The organism is Variovorax sp. WS11, assembly GCF_010499245.1.
Classification (GTDB): domain Bacteria; phylum Pseudomonadota; class Gammaproteobacteria; order Burkholderiales; family Burkholderiaceae_C; genus Variovorax.
Map to the genome: position 1 here is coordinate 3,654,293 of NZ_JAAGOW010000001.1, position 20,154 is coordinate 3,674,446.

The 20,154-nt window shown below is 67.6% G+C and carries 17 protein-coding genes; 8 read left to right on the plus strand and 9 right to left on the minus strand.

Translation table 11 applies throughout. The features are described 5' to 3' along the window. Positions 1 to 62 precede the first annotated feature (62 nt). From GXN78_RS18000 to GXN78_RS18030, 7 genes are all read left to right on the plus strand, one after another. Positions 63 to 656 carry a hypothetical protein gene (locus GXN78_RS18000; protein ID WP_106554929.1) on the plus strand — a complete coding sequence of 198 codons (594 nt, stop codon included), beginning with the start codon at positions 63 to 65 and terminating at the stop codon, positions 654 to 656. Then, entirely contained in the window at positions 653 to 1,183 is a 531-nt protein-coding gene (locus GXN78_RS18005; RefSeq protein ID WP_106554928.1) for a TlpA disulfide reductase family protein, read from the plus strand. Before GXN78_RS18000 ends, GXN78_RS18005 begins: the two co-directional genes overlap by 4 nt. A 133-nt stretch (positions 1,184 to 1,316) precedes the next feature. Then, entirely contained in the window at positions 1,317 to 1,784 is a 468-nt protein-coding gene (gene accB / locus GXN78_RS18010; RefSeq protein ID WP_106554927.1) for an acetyl-CoA carboxylase biotin carboxyl carrier protein, read from the plus strand. 2 nt (positions 1,785 to 1,786) lie between these two features. After that, positions 1,787 to 3,136, plus strand: coding sequence for an acetyl-CoA carboxylase biotin carboxylase subunit (accC, locus tag GXN78_RS18015; RefSeq protein ID WP_106554926.1), 1,350 nt, complete (start codon positions 1,787 to 1,789; stop codon positions 3,134 to 3,136). Positions 3,137 to 3,149: 13 nt separating this feature from the next. Next, positions 3,150 to 4,034: a 50S ribosomal protein L11 methyltransferase gene (prmA, locus tag GXN78_RS18020; RefSeq protein WP_106554925.1), complete on the plus strand. Its 885-nt coding sequence runs from the start codon at positions 3,150 to 3,152 to the stop codon at positions 4,032 to 4,034. A gap of 43 nt (positions 4,035 to 4,077) precedes the next feature. Continuing rightward, positions 4,078 to 5,391: a DUF3426 domain-containing protein gene (locus tag GXN78_RS18025; protein ID WP_106554924.1), complete on the plus strand. Its 1,314-nt coding sequence runs from the start codon at positions 4,078 to 4,080 to the stop codon at positions 5,389 to 5,391. Positions 5,392 to 5,436: 45 nt separating this feature from the next. Then, entirely contained in the window at positions 5,437 to 6,339 is a 903-nt protein-coding gene (locus tag GXN78_RS18030; protein WP_106554923.1) for a carbohydrate kinase family protein, read from the plus strand. Between the two features lie 70 nt (positions 6,340 to 6,409). Here GXN78_RS18030 and GXN78_RS18035 read toward each other — a convergent pair whose 3' ends face one another. The 8 genes from GXN78_RS18035 to ccsA all read right to left on the minus strand — a co-directional run bounded on the left by GXN78_RS18035 (position 6,410) and on the right by ccsA (position 16,600). Further along, positions 6,410 to 6,886 (minus strand): histone H1-like DNA-binding protein, encoded by a 477-nt coding sequence (locus tag GXN78_RS18035; RefSeq protein ID WP_102905180.1) that lies wholly within the window; start codon positions 6,884 to 6,886, stop codon positions 6,410 to 6,412. Positions 6,887 to 7,081: 195 nt separating this feature from the next. After that, on the minus strand, positions 7,082 to 8,311 hold the full coding sequence (locus GXN78_RS18040; RefSeq protein WP_106554922.1) for a ribonucleotide-diphosphate reductase subunit beta: 1,230 nt from the start codon (positions 8,309 to 8,311) through the stop codon (positions 7,082 to 7,084). 149 nt (positions 8,312 to 8,460) lie between these two features. Beyond that, positions 8,461 to 11,382, minus strand: a complete 2,922-nt coding sequence (locus GXN78_RS18045) for a ribonucleoside-diphosphate reductase subunit alpha (RefSeq protein WP_106554921.1) — start codon at positions 11,380 to 11,382, stop codon at positions 8,461 to 8,463. A 349-nt stretch (positions 11,383 to 11,731) separates the two neighbouring features. Beyond that, entirely contained in the window at positions 11,732 to 12,340 is a 609-nt protein-coding gene (gene ampD / locus GXN78_RS18050; RefSeq protein ID WP_106554920.1) for a 1,6-anhydro-N-acetylmuramyl-L-alanine amidase AmpD, read from the minus strand. Beyond that, positions 12,318 to 13,835 (minus strand): sigma-54 dependent transcriptional regulator, encoded by a 1,518-nt coding sequence (locus tag GXN78_RS18055; protein ID WP_106554919.1) that lies wholly within the window; start codon positions 13,833 to 13,835, stop codon positions 12,318 to 12,320. Before GXN78_RS18055 ends, ampD begins: the two co-directional genes overlap by 23 nt. A 4-nt stretch (positions 13,836 to 13,839) precedes the next feature. After that, positions 13,840 to 15,534, minus strand: coding sequence for an ATP-binding protein (locus GXN78_RS18060; protein WP_106554918.1), 1,695 nt, complete (start codon positions 15,532 to 15,534; stop codon positions 13,840 to 13,842). Between the two features lie 14 nt (positions 15,535 to 15,548). Further along, positions 15,549 to 15,797 carry a PP0621 family protein gene (locus GXN78_RS18065; RefSeq protein WP_106554917.1) on the minus strand — a complete coding sequence of 83 codons (249 nt, stop codon included), beginning with the start codon at positions 15,795 to 15,797 and terminating at the stop codon, positions 15,549 to 15,551. Then, a complete protein-coding gene (gene ccsA, locus GXN78_RS18070; RefSeq protein ID WP_106554916.1) occupies positions 15,794 to 16,600 on the minus strand; it encodes a cytochrome c biogenesis protein CcsA in 807 nt (268 codons plus the stop codon). Before ccsA ends, GXN78_RS18065 begins: the two co-directional genes overlap by 4 nt. Positions 16,601 to 16,688: 88 nt before the next feature. On the opposite strand from ccsA, the gene ffh reads away from it, so the two are divergent. Beyond that, complete coding sequence (gene ffh / locus GXN78_RS18075; RefSeq protein ID WP_106554915.1) at positions 16,689 to 18,077, plus strand: signal recognition particle protein; 1,389 nt, start codon at positions 16,689 to 16,691, stop codon at positions 18,075 to 18,077. 80 nt (positions 18,078 to 18,157) lie between these two features. On the opposite strand, the gene mdoH is transcribed toward ffh, so the two are convergent. Next, complete coding sequence (gene mdoH / locus GXN78_RS18080) at positions 18,158 to 20,152, minus strand: glucans biosynthesis glucosyltransferase MdoH (protein ID WP_106554914.1); 1,995 nt, start codon at positions 20,150 to 20,152, stop codon at positions 18,158 to 18,160. Between the last annotated feature and the right edge of the window lie 2 nt (positions 20,153 to 20,154).

Consider the following 20,154-nt stretch of genomic DNA (forward strand, 5'->3'; position numbering starts at 1 on the left):
CGATTCTAGGGATGCCCGAGATCGCTCTTCTGCGCACGCCTTCCTTTGGGCAAAATGGCCCGATGGATGTGCCCAAACAGGAAATCGCCGCCGCCGCCGCGCGCCTCATCGTCGAGGAGGGGCTGGAGTACGGCCCGGCCAAGCGCCGCGCGCTGCGCGACCTGGGCCTGCCCGCGCGCACGCCGTTGCCGCACAACGACGAGGTCGAGAACGAGGTGCGCGACTACATCCAGCTCTTTTGCGCCGACACCCAGCCGAAGGAACTGCATGCCCTGCGCGTGCTGGCGCTCGAATGGATGGAGCACATGGCCGAGTACCGCCCCCATATCGGCGGCGCCGTCTGGCACGGCACGGCGACCCGGCTGTCGGACATCTATATCCAGCTGTTCTGCGACGACCCGAAGTCGGCCGAAATCACGCTCATCGACCACCATGTCGACTACGAGCCGCGCATGGTGACCGGCTTTCATGGCGAGCAGGTCGAGGCGCTCAGCATTCATGTGGCGAGCCGCGCCCTCGGCGAAGAGATCGGGGTGCACCTCCTGATCTACGACCTCGACGACCTGCGCGGCGCCCTCAAGCCCGACACTCAGGGCCGTGTGCCGCGGGGCAATCTGGCCGCGCTGAGGCGGCTGATCGAAAAGGAAAATGAATGACTGCCAAGCCTACGCGCCGGGGCTGGCTCTATGGGGGTGTGGCCGCAGTGGCGGCGATCGCCGGATTCGGCGGCGCGGTCTGGCACCGGCGCGCCAATGGGGGCGGCGAGCGGCTCGATGCCGCTTTCTGGGCCCAGCGCTTCGAGCGGCCGGAGGGCGGGGAACTGGTCTTCGAGCAACTTCGTGGCAAGCGCGTGCTGATCAACTTCTGGGCCACCTGGTGCCCGCCCTGCATCGAGGAGATGCCGATGATCGATGCCTTCTTTCGCGAAAATGCCGCCAACGGCTGGCAAGTCGTCGGATTAGCCATCGATCAACCCAGCGCCGTGCGCAAATTCCTGGCCAAGACGCCAGTCAGCTATCCCATCGGGCTGGCGGGCTTGCAAGGGACCGAACTGGTCAAAAACCTGGGGAACACGGCCGGCGGACTGCCGTTCAGCATCGTGTTGGATGCCGGTGGCGCGATCACGGCGCGTAAAATGGGCAAGATCGAACCGGCCGACCTCCAAGCGTGGCGGCGGGCATAGTTCACGGCTAGAATTCGGTCCCCTTATCGGGTAGTTGGCGGCTGAACGCCGAAGTACACCGAAGTACACAGAAGTACACCGATTTTCAGGCCAAATAAATCCTCATAGCCGGCAACCCCGGCGCTGGAGTCCCATGGATCTGCGCAAGCTCAAGACACTGATCGATCTGGTGTCCGAATCGAATATTTCCGAACTGGAAATCACCGAAACCGAAGGCAAGGTCCGCATCGTAAAAGGCGGAATCGCAGCGCCGGTGCAGTATGTGCAGGCCATGCCGGCTCCGGCTCCGGGCGTCGGTGTCGCGGCACCCGCGGGCGCCATCGCCGCGGCGCCGGCTCCGGCGGCTCCCGTGGAAGCCGCGCCATCCGGCCACGTGGTGAAGTCGCCCATGGTCGGCACCTTCTACCGCTCCTCCAGCCCCGGCGCCCCGGCCTTCGTCGAAGTGGGCAGCCAGGTGAAGGAGGGCGACACGATCTGCATCATCGAGGCGATGAAGATCCTCAACGAAATCGAGGCCGACAAGTCCGGCACCGTCACACAAATCCTCGGCGAAAACGGTCAGGCGGTCGAATACGGCCAGCCGCTGTTCATCATCGAGTGACCATGTTCAAGAAGATTCTCGTTGCCAATCGCGGGGAGATTGCACTTCGTATCCAGCGGGCTTGCAGTGAACTGGGCATCAAGGCCGTCATGGTCTATTCCGAGGCCGATCGGGAAGCCAAGTACGTGAAGCTGGCCGAAGAGGCGGTGTGCATCGGCCCGGCGCCGTCTTCCCAGAGCTACCTGAACATGCCGGCGATCATCTCGGCCGCCGAAGTGACGGACTCCGAGGCCATCCATCCCGGCTACGGCTTCCTGAGCGAAAACGCCAACTTCGCCGAGCGCGTCGAGCAGAGCGGCTTCCAGTTCATCGGCCCCAGCCCCGAGTCGATCCGGATCATGGGCGACAAGGTGTCGGCCAAGCAGGCCATGATCAAGGCCGGCGTGCCCTGCGTGCCCGGCTCGGAGGGCGAACTGTCCGACGACGCCGCCATCAACAAGCGCATCGCGCGCGCCATCGGCTACCCGGTCATCATCAAGGCGGCAGGCGGTGGCGGCGGCCGCGGCATGCGCGTGGTGCACACCGAGGCAGCGCTGGTCAACGCGATCCAGATGACCAAGGCGGAGGCCGCGGCGGCCTTCAACAATCCCTCGGTCTACATGGAGAAGTTTCTCCAGAACCCGCGCCACATCGAGATCCAGGTGCTGGCCGACAAGCACAAGAACGCGGTCTACCTGGGCGAGCGCGACTGCTCCATGCAGCGGCGCCACCAGAAGGTGATCGAGGAATCGCCCGCGCCGGGCATCCCGCGCAAGCTGATCGAGAAGATCGGCGAGCGCTGCGCCATGGCATGCAAGAAGATCGGCTACCGCGGCGCCGGCACCTTCGAGTTTCTCTATGAGAACGGCGAGTTCTACTTCATCGAGATGAACACGCGCGTGCAGGTGGAGCACCCTGTCACCGAGTTCACCACCGGCATCGACATCGTGAAGACGCAGATCATGGTGGCGGCCGGCGAGCGGCTGCCGTTCACGCAGCGCCAGATCGAGATGCGCGGCCATGCGATCGAGTGCCGCATCAACGCCGAGGATCCGTACAAGTTCACGCCGTCGCCGGGCCGCATCACGATGTGGCATCCGCCGGGCGGGCCGGGCGTGCGGGTGGATTCCCACATCTATACCAACTACTTCGTGCCGCCCAACTACGACTCGATGGTCGGCAAGATCATCGTGCATGGCGACACCCGCGAGCAGGCGCTCGCGCGCATGCGAACGGCGCTCAGCGAGACGGTGGTGGAGGGCATCCAGACCAACATCCCGCTGCACCGCGAGCTGATGGTCGACGCCAAGTTCATGAGTGGCGGCACCAACATCCACTACCTCGAAGAGTGGCTCGCGGCCCACAAACGCTGAACGGGGCTGCCCCATGTTCGAACTCCGCCTGCTCGTTCCGGAGGACCGCGTCGAGACCGTCAGCGACGCGCTCGAGGCCCTGGATGCGCTGAGCGTCTCGGTCGAGGACGCCGACGCTCAGACCGACGCCGAGCAGGCGCTCTTCGGCGAGCCGGGCATGCCGCCGCCGAAAGAGGGTTGGCAGCGCTCCCGCGTGATTGCCCTGTTCGCCGACGAGGCGCAGGCGCGCGAGGCTGCGACGGTATTGGCGGCGCAGGACTTCTTCGACGGCTGCCAGCTGCAGGGCCTGGTGGACGTGCCCGAGCAGGACTGGGTGCGGCTCACCCAATCGCAGTTCGCGCCGGTCGAGATCACGCCGGAGTTCTGGATCGTGCCCACCTGGCATGAGCCCCCGGCCGGGGCGCAGCAGGTGATTCGGCTGGATCCGGGCCTGGCCTTCGGCACCGGCACGCACCCGACCACGCGCATGTGCCTGCGCTGGATCGCGTCGGGCGCGAAGACGGCCGGCAAGCGTGTGCTGGACTACGGCTGCGGCTCCGGCATCCTGGCGATCGGCGCGGCCAAGTTCGGCGCCGCGGAGATCGATGCCGTCGACATCGACGAAGCCGCGGTCGACGCGACCCGCCTCAACGCCGAGGCCAATCGTGTCCAGCTGAAGGCCGGGCTGAGCGAACTCGCCCAGGGCCGCTACGACATCGTGCTGGCGAATATCCTCGCCACCCCGCTCAAGGTGCTGGCGCCCCTGTTGTGCGAGCACGTGGCGCCCGGCGGCTCGCTCGTGCTGGCCGGCATCCTCCAGCGCCAGGCCGATGAGCTGAAGCTGGCCTATGCGCCCTATGCGGCGCTGGAGGTCAGCGACGCCGAGGACGGTTGGATCCTGATGACCGCGCGGGTCTAGACCCTCCTCCTGCCGGAGGTCGCAACCCTACAATCGGCGCCTCATGAGCCTGGTCACCCGCTGCCCCGCCTGCGGCACCACCTTCAAGGTGGTGAGGGACCAGCTTCGCATCTCCGATGGCTGGGTGCGCTGCGGGCGCTGCAGCGAAGTCTTCGATGCGACCCTTGCGCTGCAGGAGACGCCCGAGCCGGCGCCGGAGTCCAGGGCGCCCGCGGCGCCGATCGAAACGCCAGCGAGCGCGCCGTCCCCCACCATGCCCGAGCAGGAGGAGGTCGCGCTGCCTTCGGAAGACTCGTTGCACGACGTGGATGAGACGGACTTCCTCGACGACGAGCACGAGACCGAGCCGCCGCCAGCCGAACCGCAGATCGCCGAGCCACGGGTCGCCGAGCCGCTGCCACCCGAAGCCCCCAGGAAACCCAAAGCGCGGGCGAAGTCCGATCCGCTGCCTTTTGCCGGCGTCGTCACCGACGAGCCCTGGCCCGAGACTTCTGCGTCGATGGTCGAGGCGGATCCGCATGTGGTGCCGCCGTACCCTTCCTTGCCGCCCTTCCCGAATATCGACCTGAGCCTGCCGGCCTCGCCACCCATCGGTCGCGAGGCGCGGCGAGCGGAGCCGGCGCGGCTCGAGACGAAGGCTGCACCGGCGATCACGGCCGAAGACGACGCTGCCAACGTGCAGCTGCAGAAGGCCTTGCGGCGCGCGCGTGCCAAGTCCGCCAAGATCGCCCGAGCCAAGGCCCGCGGCGAAGAGCGCGCTGCGCGCGAGTCGGCCCCCGTCGTGCTCGCGGCCAGCGAGCACGAACCCGTGCCCGACATCCCGCGGCGCCTGCCCCGCTTCGTTACTGCCGCCGAGGGCGCTGCATTCTGGGAGCGCGTCGGCGTGCGACGTGCGCTGGTCGGGGTGGCCGCACTGGCTGCGGTCCTCCTGGTCGTGCAGGTGCTGCACCAGGAGCGCGACCTGATCGCGGCGCGCCAGCCCTCGATGCGCCCGGTGCTCGCGGCCGTGTGCGGGCTGACGGGCTGCGAGCTCTCGGCCCTGCGGCAGATCGGCGACATCACGATCGACGGCGCCTCCTTCGCGCGCGAGAAGGTCGGCGACGCCTACAGGCTGAACTTCACCTTGCGCAATGCCGCGCCCGTGCCGCTCGCGATGCCGGCCGTCGAGTTGTCCCTGCTCGACACGCAGGAGCGCGCCGTGGTGCGGCGCGTGCTCATGCCGTCGGAGTTCGGCGCGCCCTCCGTGCTGCCGGCCCGTGCCGAGCGCGCTGCATCGCTGCCGTTGGCGCTCGGCGGCCCCGAGGCTGCGGCGCTGCCGCCGGTCGCCGGGTTCCATCTGCTGGCCTTCTATCCCTGAAGCCAGCGCCTCTTTTTCTTTCTCAAACCAACCAGTGGTTCATTCATGGCAGCAGTGATTTGCGGTTCTCTCGCGTTCGACACGATCATGACTTTCGAGGGCCGGTTCGCCGATCAGATCCTTCCTGATCAGCTGCACATCCTCAACGTGTCCTTTCTGGTCCCTGGCCTGCGGCGCGATTTCGGGGGCTGTGCCGGCAACATCGCCTACAGCCTCAACGCGCTGGGCGGCCGGGCGCTGCCGATGGCCACGGTCGGCAGCGACGGCGGCGACTACCTGGAGCGGCTGCGCTCGCTCGGCATCAGCACGGAATTCGTGCGGCAGGTCGACGACAGCTTCACCGCGCAGGCGATGATCATGAACGACCGCGACAACAACCAGATCACGGCCTTCCACCCCGGCGCGATGCAGCAGGCGCACATCACGCGCGTGACGGCGCGCGACGACATCCGGCTCGGCATCGTGGCGCCCGACGGGCGCGAGGCGATGCTGCAGCACGCCGAACAGTTCAAGGCGGCGAACATCCCCTTCGTCTTCGATCCCGGCCAGGGCCTGCCGATGTTCGACGGCGAGGAGCTGCGGCATTTCGTGGAGCTGGCGAGTTGGGTCGTCGTCAACGACTACGAGGGCAAGATGCTCTCGCAGCGCACGGGCTGGAGCTTCGCCGAGATCTCCGATCGCGTGCAGGGCCTGGTCATCACCCTCGCGGCCGAGGGCTGCGAGGTGTGGATCCGGGGCGAGCGCGAGCATGTGCTGGCCGTCAAGCCCACCGCGGTGATCGAGCCCACGGGCTGCGGCGACGCCTGGCGCGGTGCCCTGCTGTACGGGCTGGAGCAAGGCTGGGCGCTCGCGCGCTGTGCCGCCCTGGGCAACCGCCTCGGTGCGCTCAAGATCGCGCAGCGGGGCCCGCAGAACTACCAGGTGGATCGCCAGGCGCTCGGCCTCTGAACTCCAGTCCGCAATAAAAAAAGCCCGGCACCGAAGTGCCGGGCTTTTGCCTTCAAGGCTGCTGAGCGACTCAGGGCTTGCTGGCCGTCGGGAACGGCCAGGCTGCCTGGGGGTTCAGCGTCGTTTGCGCTGCAGGCGCAGGCGCAGCAGCGGCGGGCGCTTTCGCGGCCTTCTTGGCAGCAGGCTTCTTCGCTGCTTTCTTGGCGGCGGGCTTCTTGGCCGCGGCCTTTTTCGCCGGCGCCTTTTTCGCAGGAGCCTTCTTGGCAGCGGCCTTCTTCGCCGGCGCCTTCTTGGCTGCTGCCTTCTTGGCAGGAGCCTTCTTGGCAGCGGCCTTCTTCGCCGGCGCCTTCTTGGCCGCTACCTTCTTGGCAGGAGCCTTCTTCGCTGCGGCCTTCTTCGCCGGCGCCTTCTTGGCCGCTACCTTCTTGGCAGGAGCCTTCTTCGCTGCGACCTTCTTGGCCGGTGCCTTCTTGGCAGCAGCGACCTTTTTGGCCGGAGCCTTCTTTGCTGCGGCTTTCTTAGCCGGCGCTTTCTTTGCAGTTGCCATTTCTCTTTTCTCCTTGATCAAGTTGAAAAAATCAACCTTTTGAAGCACTCCACGCATGTTGGTAGCGTGAAGCGATTCATGGCGTTGGATCGAGCTCCAGCGCCATGAACACCTGCGCCTTCACCGCCGCCGCACTCTCCGGTGCTTGGTCGTGATGAGGGCTATTCTTGAATTCACTTTTCTTGTCGGAACAATTCAATCCCAGGAGAGCGCACCACCCGACTGATACTCGATCACGCGGGTCTCGAAGAAGTTGCGCTCCTTCTTCAGGTCAATCATCTCGCTCATCCAGGGGAAGGGATTTTCCTCGTTCGGGAAGAGCGTTTCCAGGCCGATCTGCTGCGCGCGCCGGTTGGCGATGTAGCGCAGGTAGCCCTTGAACATGGAGGCGTTCATGCCGAGCACGCCGCGGGGCATGGTGTCTTCGGCATAGCGGTACTCGAGCTCGACGGCCTTCAGGAAGAGGGCCTTGATCTCCGCCTTGAACTCCGCGGTCCAGAGGTGGGGGTTCTCGAGCTTCAGCTGGTTGATCAGGTCGATGCCGAAATTGCAGTGCATCGACTCGTCGCGCAGGATGTATTGGTACTGCTCGGCAGCACCGGTCATCTTGTTCTGGCGGCCCAGCGCGAGGATCTGCGTGAAGCCGACGTAGAAGAACAGGCCTTCCATCAGGCAGGCGAAGACGATCAGCGACTTGAGCAGCGTCTGGTCGTTCTCGTGCGTGCCGGTGTGGAAGTTCGGGTCGCTGATGGCGTCGATGAAGGGGATCAGGAACTGGTCCTTCTCGCGGATCGACGGCACCTCGTTGTAGGCGTTGAAGATCTCGCTCTCGTCCAGGCCCAGCGACTCGACGATGTACTGGTAGGCGTGCGTGTGGATCGCTTCCTCGAAAGCCTGGCGCAGCAGGAACTGGCGGCATTCGGGCGCCGTGATGTGGCGGTAGGTGCCCAGCACGATGTTGTTGGCGGCCAGCGAATCGGCCGTCACGAAGAAGCCGAGGTTGCGCTTGACGATGCGGCGCTCGTCCTCGGTCAGGCCGTTCGGGTCTTTCCAGAGCGCGATATCGCGCGTCATGTTCACTTCCTGCGGCATCCAGTGGTTGGCGCAGGTGGCGAGGTACTTCTCCCAGGCCCACTTGTACTTGAACGGAACCAGCTGATTGACGTCGGTCTGGCCGTTGATGATGCGCTTGTCGGCGGCCTTCACGCGGCGTGCGGCCGGCTGCGCGGGCGCGGCCTGCTGTGCAGCGCGCGGCACGGCGCCGTCATCGAGCGTGCGGGGAACCGAAGCGAGGGTGGGCGCTGTTTGCGAAGTCGGGTGCTCCAGCGAGCGGCTGGCTTGCGCGTCGCTGATCGATGGTTGCCGCATGCCTTGTTGCAGATCCTTTGGCAAGGAGGGCTTGACTTCTTCGTCCCAGGTCAACATAGAAAAATCCAATGCTCAAATTATGTGAGCAACGATGTGAGTTGCAAAGTGCTCTTCACATCGCGCTCTGTTTATGTTGCCGTTATGTTGTTCGCATGCATCGCAGTTTGTCGGGCGATGCCGCGAATCGATGCGTCTTCACGCCGACATCACTGGCACGCTTCGCACGTCGGATCGTCGACGCCGCAGAAGGCGATGTCGGTCGCAGGCATCGCGCCGAGCTGCGCGCGCGCAGCCGCCGCGGCCGCTTCGAGCGCGCTCATGCCCGACGAAGATGCATCGTTCGAACCCGAGGACACCGCGTTGAGCCGGCCCGATTGCACGGTCGACTTCTCGGCGTGCGTGGCGCTCTGCGTGCGCAGGTAGTAGGTGGTCTTCAGCCCGCGCAGCCATGCGAGCTTGTAGGTGTCGTCGAGCTTCTTGCCCGAGGCGCCGGCCATGTAGATGTTCAGCGACTGCGCCTGGTCGATCCACTTCTGGCGACGCGCGGCGGCCTCGACCAGCCAGGTGGTTTCGATCTCGAATGCGGTCGCGTAGAGCGCCTTCACGTCCTGCGGCACGCGGTCGATCGGGCGCAGCGAGCCGTCGAAGTGCTTGAGGTCCATCACCATCACGTCGTCCCACAGGCCCAGGCGCTTGAGGTCGCGCACCAGGTAGTGGTTGATGACGGTGAACTCGCCGGAGAGGTTCGACTTGACCGAGAGGTTGCCGAAGCAGGGCTCGATCGAGGCGTCCACGCCGATGATGTTGGAGATGGTGGCGGTCGGCGCGATGGCCACGCAGTTGGAATTGCGCATGCCGTCGGCCTTGATCTTCTGGCGCAGCGCGTCCCAGTCCAGCGTGGCCGAGCGGTCCAGCTCGACGTAGCCGCCGCGCGCCTTCTCGAGCAGATCCAGCGTGTCGGGCGGCAGCACGCCCTTGTCCCACAGCGAGCCCTTGTAGCTCGAGTAGCGGCCGCGCTCGCGGGCCAGCTCGGTCGAGGCCCAGTAGGCGTGGTAGCAGATCGCTTCCATCGATTCGTCGGCGAACTGCACGGCCTCTTGCGAGGCGTAGGGGATGCGCAGCTCGTACAGCGCGTCCTGGAAGCCCATCAGGCCCAGGCCGACCGGGCGGTGGCGCAGGTTGGAGTCGCGCGCCTTCTTGACGGCGTAGTAGTTGATGTCGATCACGTTGTCGAGCATGCGCATCGCGGTCGACACGGTGCGCTGCAGCTTCTCCTGGTCGACCTTGCCGTCCTTCAGATGCTGCAGCAGGTTGACCGAGCCCAGGTTGCAGACGGCGGTCTCGGTGTCGCTGGTGTTGAGCGTGATCTCGGTGCAGAGGTTGGACGAGTGGACCACGCCGACGTGCTGCTGGGGCGAGCGCACGTTGCAGGCGTCCTTGAAGGTGATCCAGGGATGGCCGGTCTCGAACAGCATCGTGAGCATCTTGCGCCAGAGATCGGTGGCCTGGAGCGTGCGGCTGGGCTTGATCTCGCCGCGCGCGGCCTTCTCTTCATAGGCGACGTAGGCGGTCTCGAAGTCGGCTCCGAACTTGTCGTGCAGGTCCGGCACGCTGGAGGGCGAGAACAGCGTCCAGTTGCCCTTTTCCATCACGCGGCGCATGAACAGGTCGGGAATCCAGTTGGCCGTGTTCATGTCGTGCGTGCGGCGGCGGTCGTCGCCGGTGTTCTTGCGCAGCTCCAGGAACTCCTCGATGTCGAGGTGCCAGCTTTCCAGGTAAGTGCAGACCGCGCCCTTGCGCTTGCCGCCCTGGTTGACCGCGACCGCGGTGTCGTTCACCACCTTGAGGAAGGGCACCACGCCCTGCGACTCGCCGTTGGTGCCCTTGATGTGGCTGCCCAGCGCGCGCACGCGGGTCCAGTCGTTGCCCAGGCCGCCGGCGAACTTGGAGAGCAGGGCGTTTTCCTTGATCGACTCGTAGATGCCGTCCAGGTCGTCGGGCACGGTGGTCAGGTAGCAGCTGGAGAGCTGCGAGCGCAGCGTGCCGCTGTTGAACAGGGTGGGCGTGCTGGACATGAAGTCGAAGGAGGACAGCACCTCGTAGAACTCGATGGCGCGCGCCTCGCGATCGATCTCGTTCAGCGCCAGGCCCATGGCCACGCGCATGAAGAAGGCCTGCGGCAGCTCGATGCGGGTCTTGCGCACGTGCAGGAAGTAGCGGTCGTACAGGGTCTGCAGGCCGAGGTAGTCGAACTGCAGATCGCGCTCGGGCTTGAGCGCGGCGCCCAGGCGGGCCAAGTCGTACTGCTGCAGCTTCTCGTCGAGCAGCTCGTTGTCCACGCCCTTCTTGATGAACAGCGGGAAGCTGTCGGCGTAGGCCTGGGCGCGCTCGGCGGCCGGCACTTCGCGGCCGATGACTTCCTTGAAGATCGTGTGCAGCAGCAGGCGTGCGGTGGCGAAGGTGTAGTCGGGGTCCTTCTCGATCAGCGTGCGGGCGGCCAGGATCGAGGCCTTGTAGACCTCGTCCAGCGGCACGCCGTCGTAGAGGTTGCGCATGGTCTCGGCCACGATCGGGCCGGCCGTGATGCTCTCGCCCAGGCCGGCGCAGGCGGATTCGATCAGGCCCTTGAGCTCGTTGAGGTCCAGAGCGACGCGCTCGCCGCGGTCGAGCACATGCAGCGTGGAGACGGCGATCGGGGAGTCCTGCTCGCCCTGCTTGGAGCGCTCCTGTGAGCGGCGCTCGCGGTACAGCACGTAGGCGCGCGCGATCTCGTGGTGGCCGCCGCGCATCAGGCCCAGCTCGACCTGATCCTGCACGTCCTCGATGTGGAAGGTGCCGCCGCCCGGACGCGAGCGCAGCATGGCGCGCACCACGCCCTGGGTCAGGGTGTCGACCGTCTCGCGCACGCTGGCGGAGGCCGCGCCCTGCGTGCCGTGCACCGCGAGGAAGGCCTTCATCATCGCGATCGCGATCTTGTTGGGCTCGAAGGGAACGACAGCGCCGTTGCGGCGGATGATCTGGTAGTTGGCGAGCGCGTTGCCGGCGGGCGAGCCGGCCTTGTCGCTGGGGTGTTGCGGCGTCGAGGTTACGGCGCGGGAGGTGGCGGGATGGTTCAGGGCAGTTTGCATTCGATCCTCTGTTGGCAATTCTTGTTGGGGCGGCGGTGCCGCATCGGGCCGGTTGCTCGGCATGAAGCACGGGGCAGGGCACACTATATCTGGGGTCCAAGGGGGGTTCAACCCACTAGATATAGTGTTTTCCTTGTAGTTCAACGGTATCCATCCCCTGTGGACGCCTTGCGATCGGCGGGTTTGCCGCGTCGTTACTGAGCCACCTTAGCGGGCGCCGCTGTTCATGCGCCTTGCGCGCGTTTTTGGGCCTGAAAGGCGCATGGTTGCTGCGCGGGGCGAAAGCAAAAGCGGCGATGGCTCGACCGTGGCGCCGGCGCATCAGTGCCGCAGCGACGATTGAAAAAAATCAGGGGGCAACAGTTGTGTCCGGGAACATCGCGGGCGCCCATGCCAGCTGCTGTTGCAGCAACGGCCAGTTGAAGCCGCTGCCGGGATCGGCCTTGCGGCCCGGCGCAATGTGCTCGTGGCCGGCGATGAAGGCGATCGCGTAGCGCTGCGCGATGGCCGGGCAGAGACTGGCCAGGGTTTCGTATTGCGCAAGCTCGAAATGCTCGCCCTCCAGGCCTTCGAGCTCGATGCCGATCGAATCGTCGTTGCAGTTGGCGCGGCCGCGCCAGGACGATGGGCCGGCATGCCAGGCGCGGTCGTCGCAGCTCACGAACTGCCAGAGCTCGCCGTTGCGTCGCACATAGAAATGGGCCGAGACCTCGAGGCCGCGGATGGTGCCGAAGTAGGGATGCGCGTCCCAGTCCAACTGGTTCATGAAGAGCTGCTGCACCTCGTCGCCGCCATAGCGGCCCGGCGGCAGGCTGATGGAATGCAGCACGATCAGGTCGATCTGCGCACCGGCAGGCCGCGGCCCGAAGTTCGGCGAGCGCAGCGGCCGGGCGAAGCGGTACCAGCCGTCCTGCCAGAGGACAGCGCTGGTGTTGTCAGTCGTCGGGTCCGTTGCCATGGGGGTCGTCGCCGCCCGGCGTCGCGATGCCCAGGCGCGCGATGCGATAGCGGATCTGCCGCAGGCTCAGGCCCAGCCGCGCCGCGGCGGCGGTGCGGTTGAATCCGCTTTCCTGCAGCGCGCGAACGAGGATCTCGCGCTCCTGCTGGTCCAGATAGCTTTGCAGATCGCTCGGCACCGCGGCGGCGGGCCTGGCCGCGGGAAGCGCAGGCTGCTGCGGCTCGGCCGGCGCCTGCGTTGCCGTGGCAGGCGGCGCGCCCGCCGGCTCGAGTTGAGCCGCGGGGCTCGAGACATCGATGTGCAGCACGTCGCCATCGCTCAAGGCGACGGCGCGGTGCAGCAGGTTCTCGAGCTCGCGCACGTTGCCGTGCAAGGGATGCTGCGACAGCCGCTGCAGCACCTCGGCCGACAGCGCGGGGATCGGCATGCCGGCGTCGCGCGCAATGCGCGCCAGCAGGGCCTCGCAGAGTGCCGGCAGATCCTCGCGGCGCTCGCGCAGCGCAGGCACCGCGATCTCGATCACGTTCAGGCGATAGAACAGGTCCTGCCGGAAGCGGCCGGCCTGCACCTCGGCCTGCAGATCCTTGTGCGTGGCGCTCACGATGCGCACGTCGACGGCGTCTTCCTGGGTCGAGCCGATCGGCCGCACGCTGCGCTCCTGGATCGCGCGCAGCAGCTTGGACTGCATCGCCAGCGGCAGGTCGCCGATTTCGTCGAGGAAGAGCGTGCCGCCGCGCGCGGCCTGGAAATAGCCGTCGCGGTCCTGCGAGGAGCCGGTGTACGAGCCTTTTCTGGCGCCGAAGAACTCGGCCTCGAGCAGGTTCTCGGGGATGGCGCCGCAGTTGACGGCGACGAAGGGGCCGTCGCTGCGCTGGCTGCACGCATGCACCGCGCGCGCCGCCAGTTCCTTGCCGGTGCCGGACTCGCCGCGCACCAGCACCGGCGCCATGCCGCGCGCCACCTTGGCGATGCGGGACTTGACCAGGCGCATCGGCTCGGAGCCGCCGACCAGCCGTTCGAGCGCCGCGATGCCGGCGTTGCTGGTGATCGCGGCGAGCTTGCTGCCGCTGTCCTCCGCCTGGCGCACCGGCCGCGCGGGCGCGGCCTGCGCCTGCACCGCCGAGGCCACGACGGTGCGGAACTGCTTCAGGTCCACCGGCTTGGTGAGGTAGTCGAAGGCGCCCGCCTTCAGGGCCTCGACCGCGTTCTCGGCCGAACCGTAGGCGGTCATCACCACGCAGCGCTCGCTGCGCTGCTCCTGCTGGATGCGCTGCAGGATCTCCATGCCCAGCCCGTCGGGCAGGCGCATGTCGGTGATCACGGCATCGAAGCGGCCCGCGTCCAGATGCTCGCGCGCCTCCGACACGCTGCCGGCTGCCTCGACGCGGTAGCCTTCGCGCAGCAGCGTGAGCTCGTAGAGCGTGCGCAGGTCGGGCTCGTCATCGACGACCAGGATCTGTGCAGGGCGCTGTGCGGACGGATTGGAGCTGCTCACGGCGCTATTGTGTCAGCCCGCCTTCGCCCGGCATGAAGACGATCGCGAATTCGTTGCCCTCCGGCCCGCCTGCGGCGAGGGTGCGGCGCTCGTAGCCGATGGTCGCGCCGTGGCGTTCGCACAGCTCGCGGCACAGGTAGAGGCCGAGGCCGCTGGAGCGGCTCTCGGACGAGAAGAAGGGCTCGAACAGATGGCGCTGCACCGCGGGCTCGAGCGGCGCGCCGTCGCTCCACACCTGCAGGCTGGCGCGGCCGGCGGCATTCAGCCGTGTCGTGACCTGGATCGAGCCTTCGCGCGCGCCGGCGTAGCGCGCGGCGTTGTCGAGCAGATTCACGAGGATGCGCCGCAGGTGCTCGATGTCGAAGCGCACCACGCGGCCGGGGGCTTCCAGCACCAGCAGCACGCCCTGGCGCTGCGTTTGCCGAACCCATTCCTCGGCCAGCGTGCGCACGGTCGGATCGAGCACCAGCTGCTCGCCCATCGGCAGCACGCGCTGCTGCCGGGCGCGGGCGACGTCGAGCACGTCGTCGACGATGCGCGCCAGGCGCTGGGCGTTTTGCTGGACCATGTTCGTCAGTCGGCGGTGGGCCGGATCGACCAGGTCCTCGCTCAGCAGCGCACTGGCCTGTGTGATCGCGGCCAAGGGGTTGCGGATCTCGTGCGCGACCGCCGCCGACATGCGCCCCATGGCCGCCAGCTTCTCGGTGCGGATGCGCGCCTCCAGTTCGCGCAGGTCCTGGAGGAACATCACGCACAGGCTGTCGATGCCGCGCTCGGCAGCGCGCGTGAGGCGCGTGCGCACGCGCACCTCGCGCGGCGCGCCCTGGGTCTGCGCGATCGGGATCTCGCGCGCCTGCGATGTGCGGCGCGCGAAGGTGCTGCGCGCGATCGCTGCCAGCGGCGCCCAGGCGGGGTTCGCGCCCAGGGCGAAGGGCAGCGCGAGCTGCGCCAGGCCCTGCCCGAGAATCGCGTCGGCCGCCGGGTTGGCCGCGTGCACCTGGCCCTGGGCGTCGACCACCAGCACGCCCTCGCTGAGCGTCTCGATCACCAGGTCGTTCACCAGGGCATGCATCTGCGCCGCACCGCGGTTGCTCTGCGCCAGCGCCTCCTCGCGCATCAGCCGCCGCGCCAGCTCGTGCGCCAGCAGCGCCACCACGAACAGGCCGGTGCCGGTCAGCGCCGCCTGCACGAAGCGCGCCGAGGGCTCGGCCTGCTGCTGCAGCCAGTACCAGCCGGCGTGCGCCAGCAGCAGCAGCGTGACGATGGCGGTGGTGCCCAGCCCGACGGTGCCGGTGCCCAGTACCGCCCCCATCAGCACCGGCAAGGCGAACAGCGGCGTGTAGTTGATGCTGCCCACCTGCAGCAGTTGCAGCGTGCTGAAGACCACCAGGTCGACGCCGATGCTGGATAGCCAGGCCGTGCCGAAGCGCCGCACCGGCGGCTGGAAAAGCGAGTAGCGCGCGGTCAGCACGGTGACGACCAGGTAGCTGCCCGTCAGCGCCACCACGATAGGCTGCGGGGCTTGCCCGAGCGCGAAGACGATGGCCTGCAGCAGCAGCAGCACGACGGCGATGAAGCAGCGCGCGGTCATGAAGCCGCGCCACAGGCGCAGCAGGGCCGAGCTTTCGCGGCCGGCCGCCCGGTCGAGCGGCGTCCAGTCGGTCCCGGGCTCGGCACGCGACCAGAGGAAGGTGCTCATCGGTGGTGGCCCACTCAGCGTGTGGCGGCCTGGCGGTGCGCCGTACTGCAGTAGGCCGCACCGTCCGTGCCGCGCACCGCGTCCGCGGCCGGCAGGTGCAGTCCGCAATGCGCGCAGCGCAGCATGGCTTGCGGCGGCGCGATGGCGCCCGGTGCAGGCGGGGGTGACGGCGGCGGCGTGCGCGACTGCAGCTCTTCGCGCCGGGCCTTGCGCCAGAGCCAGACCGCCACCAGGATGACCGCGAGGACCAGCAGGTATTTCATGTCACGCGTCCCAGCACCACCTCGAGCACGAAGCGCGAGCCCACATAGGCCAGCAGCAACAGGGCCGCGCCGGCGTAGAGCACTCGCCTTGCGGTGCGCCCGCGCCAGCCGAAGCGCGCGCGTCCGATCAGCAGCACCGCGAAGCTGATCCACGCCAGCACCGAGAACACCGTCTTGTGGTCCCATTTCCAGCTGCGTGCGCTGGCACCGTACAACTGCTCGCTGAACAGCAGGCCCGCAAGAAGGGTGGCCGACAGCAGCACGAAGCCGGCGGTCACGAATCGGAAGGTCAGGCGCTCCATGGTGAGCAGAGGCACGCCGGCCTGCGGCTCGGCCGCCAGCCGGATCTGCTTCTCGGCGCGGGTCATGATCCAGGCGTGAATCACCGCCGCGCCGAACAGGCCGTAGGAGGCAATGCCCAGTGCCAGGTGCAGCGGCAGCCAGGGCGAGGCCGACACATGCAGCGGCGTGCCCGGAAAGACCAGCGCCAGCAGCACGGCCGCCGCGCCCAGGCCCGCGAGCATGCGCCGCACCTTGAGCTGCGGATACAGGCGGCTCTCGATCGCGTAGACCGTCATCACCAGCCAGGCGGTGACGGACAGGGCGGGAGCGAAGCCGAAGCGCGGATCGCCCCCGGCCAGCGACCAGGCGAGCACGCACGCGTGCAGCACCCAGGCCAGACCCAGCATCCATTGCGTGGAAGGCCGTCCGAGCCAGGAGGCCGCGGCAGCGGTCGCGGCGTAGGCGGCGGCGGTGGCGATGCCCAGCGCCACGCCGAGTGGGGAGGGGATCGCTAAAATCATCGGTCGGAGTTTAGCGTCTCGCTCTTGCGTGATCCTTCGCGAAGGCGCCCCCACTCCCCACCTACCGGTCCCGCCCGCGGGAAGCACCATGGCCAGCGCCCTCACCGAAAAATTCTCACGCCTCGTCAAGCAGGTCAGCGGCCAGGCCCGCATCACCGAAAGCAATGTGCAGGACATGCTGCGCGAGGTCCGCATGGCCTTGCTCGAGGCCGACGTCGCGCTGCCCGTGGTGCGCGATTTCGTCGCCCGCGTCAAGGACAAGGCGATGGGTCAGGAGGTGCTGGGCTCGCTCAAGCCCGGCCAGGCGCTGGTGGGCATCGTCAACCGCGAGCTCGCCGCCACCATGGGCGAGGGTGTGGTCGACATCAACCTGGTGGCCCAGCCGCCCGCCGTGATCCTGATGGCCGGCCTGCAGGGCGCCGGCAAGACCACCACCACCGCCAAGCTCGCCAAGCATCTCATCGAGAAGCGCAAGAAAAAGGTGCTCACCGTCTCGGGCGACGTCTACCGGCCGGCGGCCATCGAGCAGCTCAAGACCGTCACGAAGCAGGCCGGCGCCGAGTGGTTCCCGAGCACGCCGGAGCAGAAGCCGCTGGACATCGCCCGCGCCGCGCTCGATCACGCCAAGCGCCATTTCTTCGACGTGCTGCTGGTCGACACCGCCGGCCGCCTCGCCATCGACGAGGTGCTGATGAACGAGATCCAGCAGCTGCACGCGGCGCTGAACCCGGTCGAGACCCTGTTCGTGGTCGACGCGATGCAGGGCCAGGATGCGATCAACACCGCCAAGGCCTTCAAGGAAGCGCTGCCGCTCACCGGCATCATCCTCACCAAGACCGACGGCGATTCGCGCGGCGGCGCGGCGCTGTCGGTGCGCCAAGTCACGGGCGTGCCGATCAAGTTCGCCGGCGTCAGCGAGAAGATCGACGGCCTGGAGGTGTTTGATGCCGAGCGCCATGCCGGCCGCATCCTCGGCATGGGCGACATCGTCGCGCTGGTCGAGCAGGTCACGGCCGGCGTCGATGTGGCGGCGGCGCAGAAGCTGGCGGCCAAGGTCAAGAGCGGCGCCGGCTTCGACCTCAACGACTTTCTCGGCCAGCTGCAGCAGATGAAGCAGATGGGCGGACTCTCCAGCATCATGGACAAGCTGCCGACGCAGCTCGCCGCCAAGGCCACCGACGCCGACATGAGCCGCGCCGAGCGCGACATCCGGCGCAAGGAGGGCATCATCAACAGCATGACGCCGCTGGAGCGGCGCAAGCCGGAGCTGCTCAAGGCGACGCGCAAGCGGCGCATCGCGGCCGGCGCGGGGGTGCAGGTTCAGGAGGTGAACCGGCTGCTCAACGAGTTCGAGCAGATGCAGCAGATGATGAAGAAGATGAAGGGCGGCGGCCTGATGAAGATGATGAAGCGCATGGGCGGCATGAAGGGCCTGCCCGGCATGGGTGGAGGCGGCGGCGGCATGCCGCGATTCTGACTTCGCTTCCTCCGCCGAAAGGCAAGTGAGAAAGAAAAAAGCCCGCTCGATGAGCGGGCTTTTTCATGGGCGGCGAACCGTCAGGCGCGTGCCAACCGCACCGCGTGCATCCACGCCCTGCGCAGCACCGCCGGCGAACGCGACTCTTCCGGAATGACCAGGAAGCCCCGGTCGCGCATCGCATTGCCCAGCGCGATCTGGCTGGTCAGCACGGTCAGCGGGATCGCCAGCAGCAGCGGCAGGCCCACCGGCATCAGCCAGGCCAGCGCGCCGGCATCGATCAGCGCGATGCCCACCGCCAGCACGGCGATCACCAGCGTCATCGGCGCCAGCTGGGTGAAGGCGATGCGCCACGGCACGGCAGCGGCTTCCCGCGGCGGCGACTTCCAGTCCAGCTTGATGCCGGTGAGCGCCACCACCACGAACAACGAGTGGGCCAGCATGCGCACGGGGGCCTGCACGATGGCCAGCGCGCTTTCCAGCGCGGCGCTCTTGAGCAGGCCGCCGACGCCGCCGTACTGGCGCTGCTCGCGGCGCATCACCACGGCCACGATGCCCAGGATGCGCGGCAGGAACAGGAGGCACAGCGTCCACAGCCACAGGCCGGCCAGTTCCATCGGCATCACCATCCAGTGCGCCATCACGCTCGAGCCGGTGAGCCACAGGGCGGTGCCCAGCGTCAGGAAGGCCAGCCACAGCGGCGCGGATGCATAGGCCATGGTGCCGGTCATGAACATCGCGCGATGCACCGGGTGCAGGCCGGGCTCGGCCATCAGGCGGGCGTTCTGCAGGTTGCCCTGGCACCAGCGGCGGTCGCGCTGCAGCTCGGCCAGCAGGTCCGGTGGCTGTTGCTCGTAGCTGCCGACCAGGTCGGCCACCAGCCACACGTGGTAGCCGGCGCGGCGCATCAGCGCGGCCTCGACGAAGTCGTGCGACATGATGCCGCCCGACATGCCGCCGGTGCCCTTGATCGGCGCCAGCGCGCAGTGCTCCATGAAGGGCTCGACGCGGATGATCGCGTTGTGGCCCCAGTAGTGCGACTCGCCGAGCTGCCAGAACTGCATGCCCAGCGTGAACAGGCGGCCCGTCACGCGCGAGGCGAACTGCTGGGCGCGGGCGTGCAGCGTGACGTGGCCGATGGCCTGCGTCGCGGTCTGGATGATGCCGGCGCTGGGGTTGGCTTCCATCAGCTTGACCATCGAGGTCAGGCAGTCGCCGCTCATCACGCTGTCGGCGTCGAGCACCACCATGTAGCGGTAGTCCTTGCCCCAGCGGCGGCAGAAGTCGGCCACATTGCCGGCCTTGCGGTGGGTGCGGCGCTTGCGCAGGCGGTAGTAGACCTCGACCTGCGGCTGGTTCGGGCTGTCGGCCAGCGCGGCGCGCAGCTCTTCCCAGGCGGCGCGCTCGGCGGCGGCGACCTCGGGCGTGTAGCTGTCGGACAGCACGAAGACGTCGAACTGCCTCGCATGGCCGGTTGCCGCCACCGATTCGCAGGTGGCGCGCAGGCCGGCGAACACCGTGGCCACGTCTTCGTTGCAGATCGGCATGATGATCGCCGTGCGTGCTTCCGGGTTCATCGGATGGTCGGCCACTTGCTTGGCCGACAGCGCGTGCTTGTCGCCGCGCACCGAGACATAGAAGCCCATCAGCGCGGTCACGAAGCCCGTCACCACCCAGCCCGAGAGCAGGCCGTAGAGGGCGATCTGGCTGTATTGGAGCCAGAGATTGTCGTAGTCGGGCTGCACGCCGGCGAACAGCGTCGAGGCGATGACCGTGCTGACCACGGTGAGCGCCAAGAAGGCCATGCGCCGCCGCTGGGCCGCGCTCTGCCAGGCCTGGGGGGCCTGCGGTGCGCGCGACGCAACCGCCGCTGCCTTGCCGCCGGCGCCGAGCTTGACCAGCAGGGCCGTGCCGATGCTGTTCCAGAAGCCGCGCCAGGGGCGGGGGGTCATCGAGCCGCGGTTGATCGGCGGCGCGGTGACCGAGTTAGGGTGGCGTTCTTCACGGAGCAGGCTGCGGCGGGAGAAATCCGCTTCGGTGAGAACGTTGAGCTGGGAGAAATCGTTGGGCTTCATGT

What these genes read in the sequence shown, in the direction of transcription:
- GXN78_RS18000 (WP_106554929.1), top strand. Translation starts at nt 63, where the DNA reads ATGGATGTGCCCAAACAGGAAATCGCCGCCGCCGCCGCGCGCCTCATC.
- GXN78_RS18005 (WP_106554928.1), top strand. Translation starts at nt 653, where the DNA reads ATGACTGCCAAGCCTACGCGCCGGGGCTGGCTCTATGGGGGTGTGGCC.
- accB (WP_106554927.1), top strand. Translation starts at nt 1,317, where the DNA reads ATGGATCTGCGCAAGCTCAAGACACTGATCGATCTGGTGTCCGAATCG.
- accC (WP_106554926.1), top strand. Translation starts at nt 1,787, where the DNA reads ATGTTCAAGAAGATTCTCGTTGCCAATCGCGGGGAGATTGCACTTCGT.
- prmA (WP_106554925.1), top strand. Translation starts at nt 3,150, where the DNA reads ATGTTCGAACTCCGCCTGCTCGTTCCGGAGGACCGCGTCGAGACCGTC.
- GXN78_RS18025 (WP_106554924.1), top strand. Translation starts at nt 4,078, where the DNA reads ATGAGCCTGGTCACCCGCTGCCCCGCCTGCGGCACCACCTTCAAGGTG.
- GXN78_RS18030 (WP_106554923.1), top strand. Translation starts at nt 5,437, where the DNA reads ATGGCAGCAGTGATTTGCGGTTCTCTCGCGTTCGACACGATCATGACT.
- GXN78_RS18035 (WP_102905180.1), bottom strand. Translation starts at nt 6,886, where the DNA reads ATGGCAACTGCAAAGAAAGCGCCGGCTAAGAAAGCCGCAGCAAAGAAG.
- GXN78_RS18040 (WP_106554922.1), bottom strand. Translation starts at nt 8,311, where the DNA reads ATGTTGACCTGGGACGAAGAAGTCAAGCCCTCCTTGCCAAAGGATCTG.
- GXN78_RS18045 (WP_106554921.1), bottom strand. Translation starts at nt 11,382, where the DNA reads ATGCAAACTGCCCTGAACCATCCCGCCACCTCCCGCGCCGTAACCTCG.
- ampD (WP_106554920.1), bottom strand. Translation starts at nt 12,340, where the DNA reads ATGGCAACGGACCCGACGACTGACAACACCAGCGCTGTCCTCTGGCAG.
- GXN78_RS18060 (WP_106554918.1), bottom strand. Translation starts at nt 15,534, where the DNA reads ATGAGCACCTTCCTCTGGTCGCGTGCCGAGCCCGGGACCGACTGGACG.
- GXN78_RS18065 (WP_106554917.1), bottom strand. Translation starts at nt 15,797, where the DNA reads ATGAAATACCTGCTGGTCCTCGCGGTCATCCTGGTGGCGGTCTGGCTC.
- ccsA (WP_106554916.1), bottom strand. Translation starts at nt 16,600, where the DNA reads ATGATTTTAGCGATCCCCTCCCCACTCGGCGTGGCGCTGGGCATCGCC.
- ffh (WP_106554915.1), top strand. Translation starts at nt 16,689, where the DNA reads ATGGCCAGCGCCCTCACCGAAAAATTCTCACGCCTCGTCAAGCAGGTC.
- mdoH (WP_106554914.1), bottom strand. Translation starts at nt 20,152, where the DNA reads ATGAAGCCCAACGATTTCTCCCAGCTCAACGTTCTCACCGAAGCGGAT.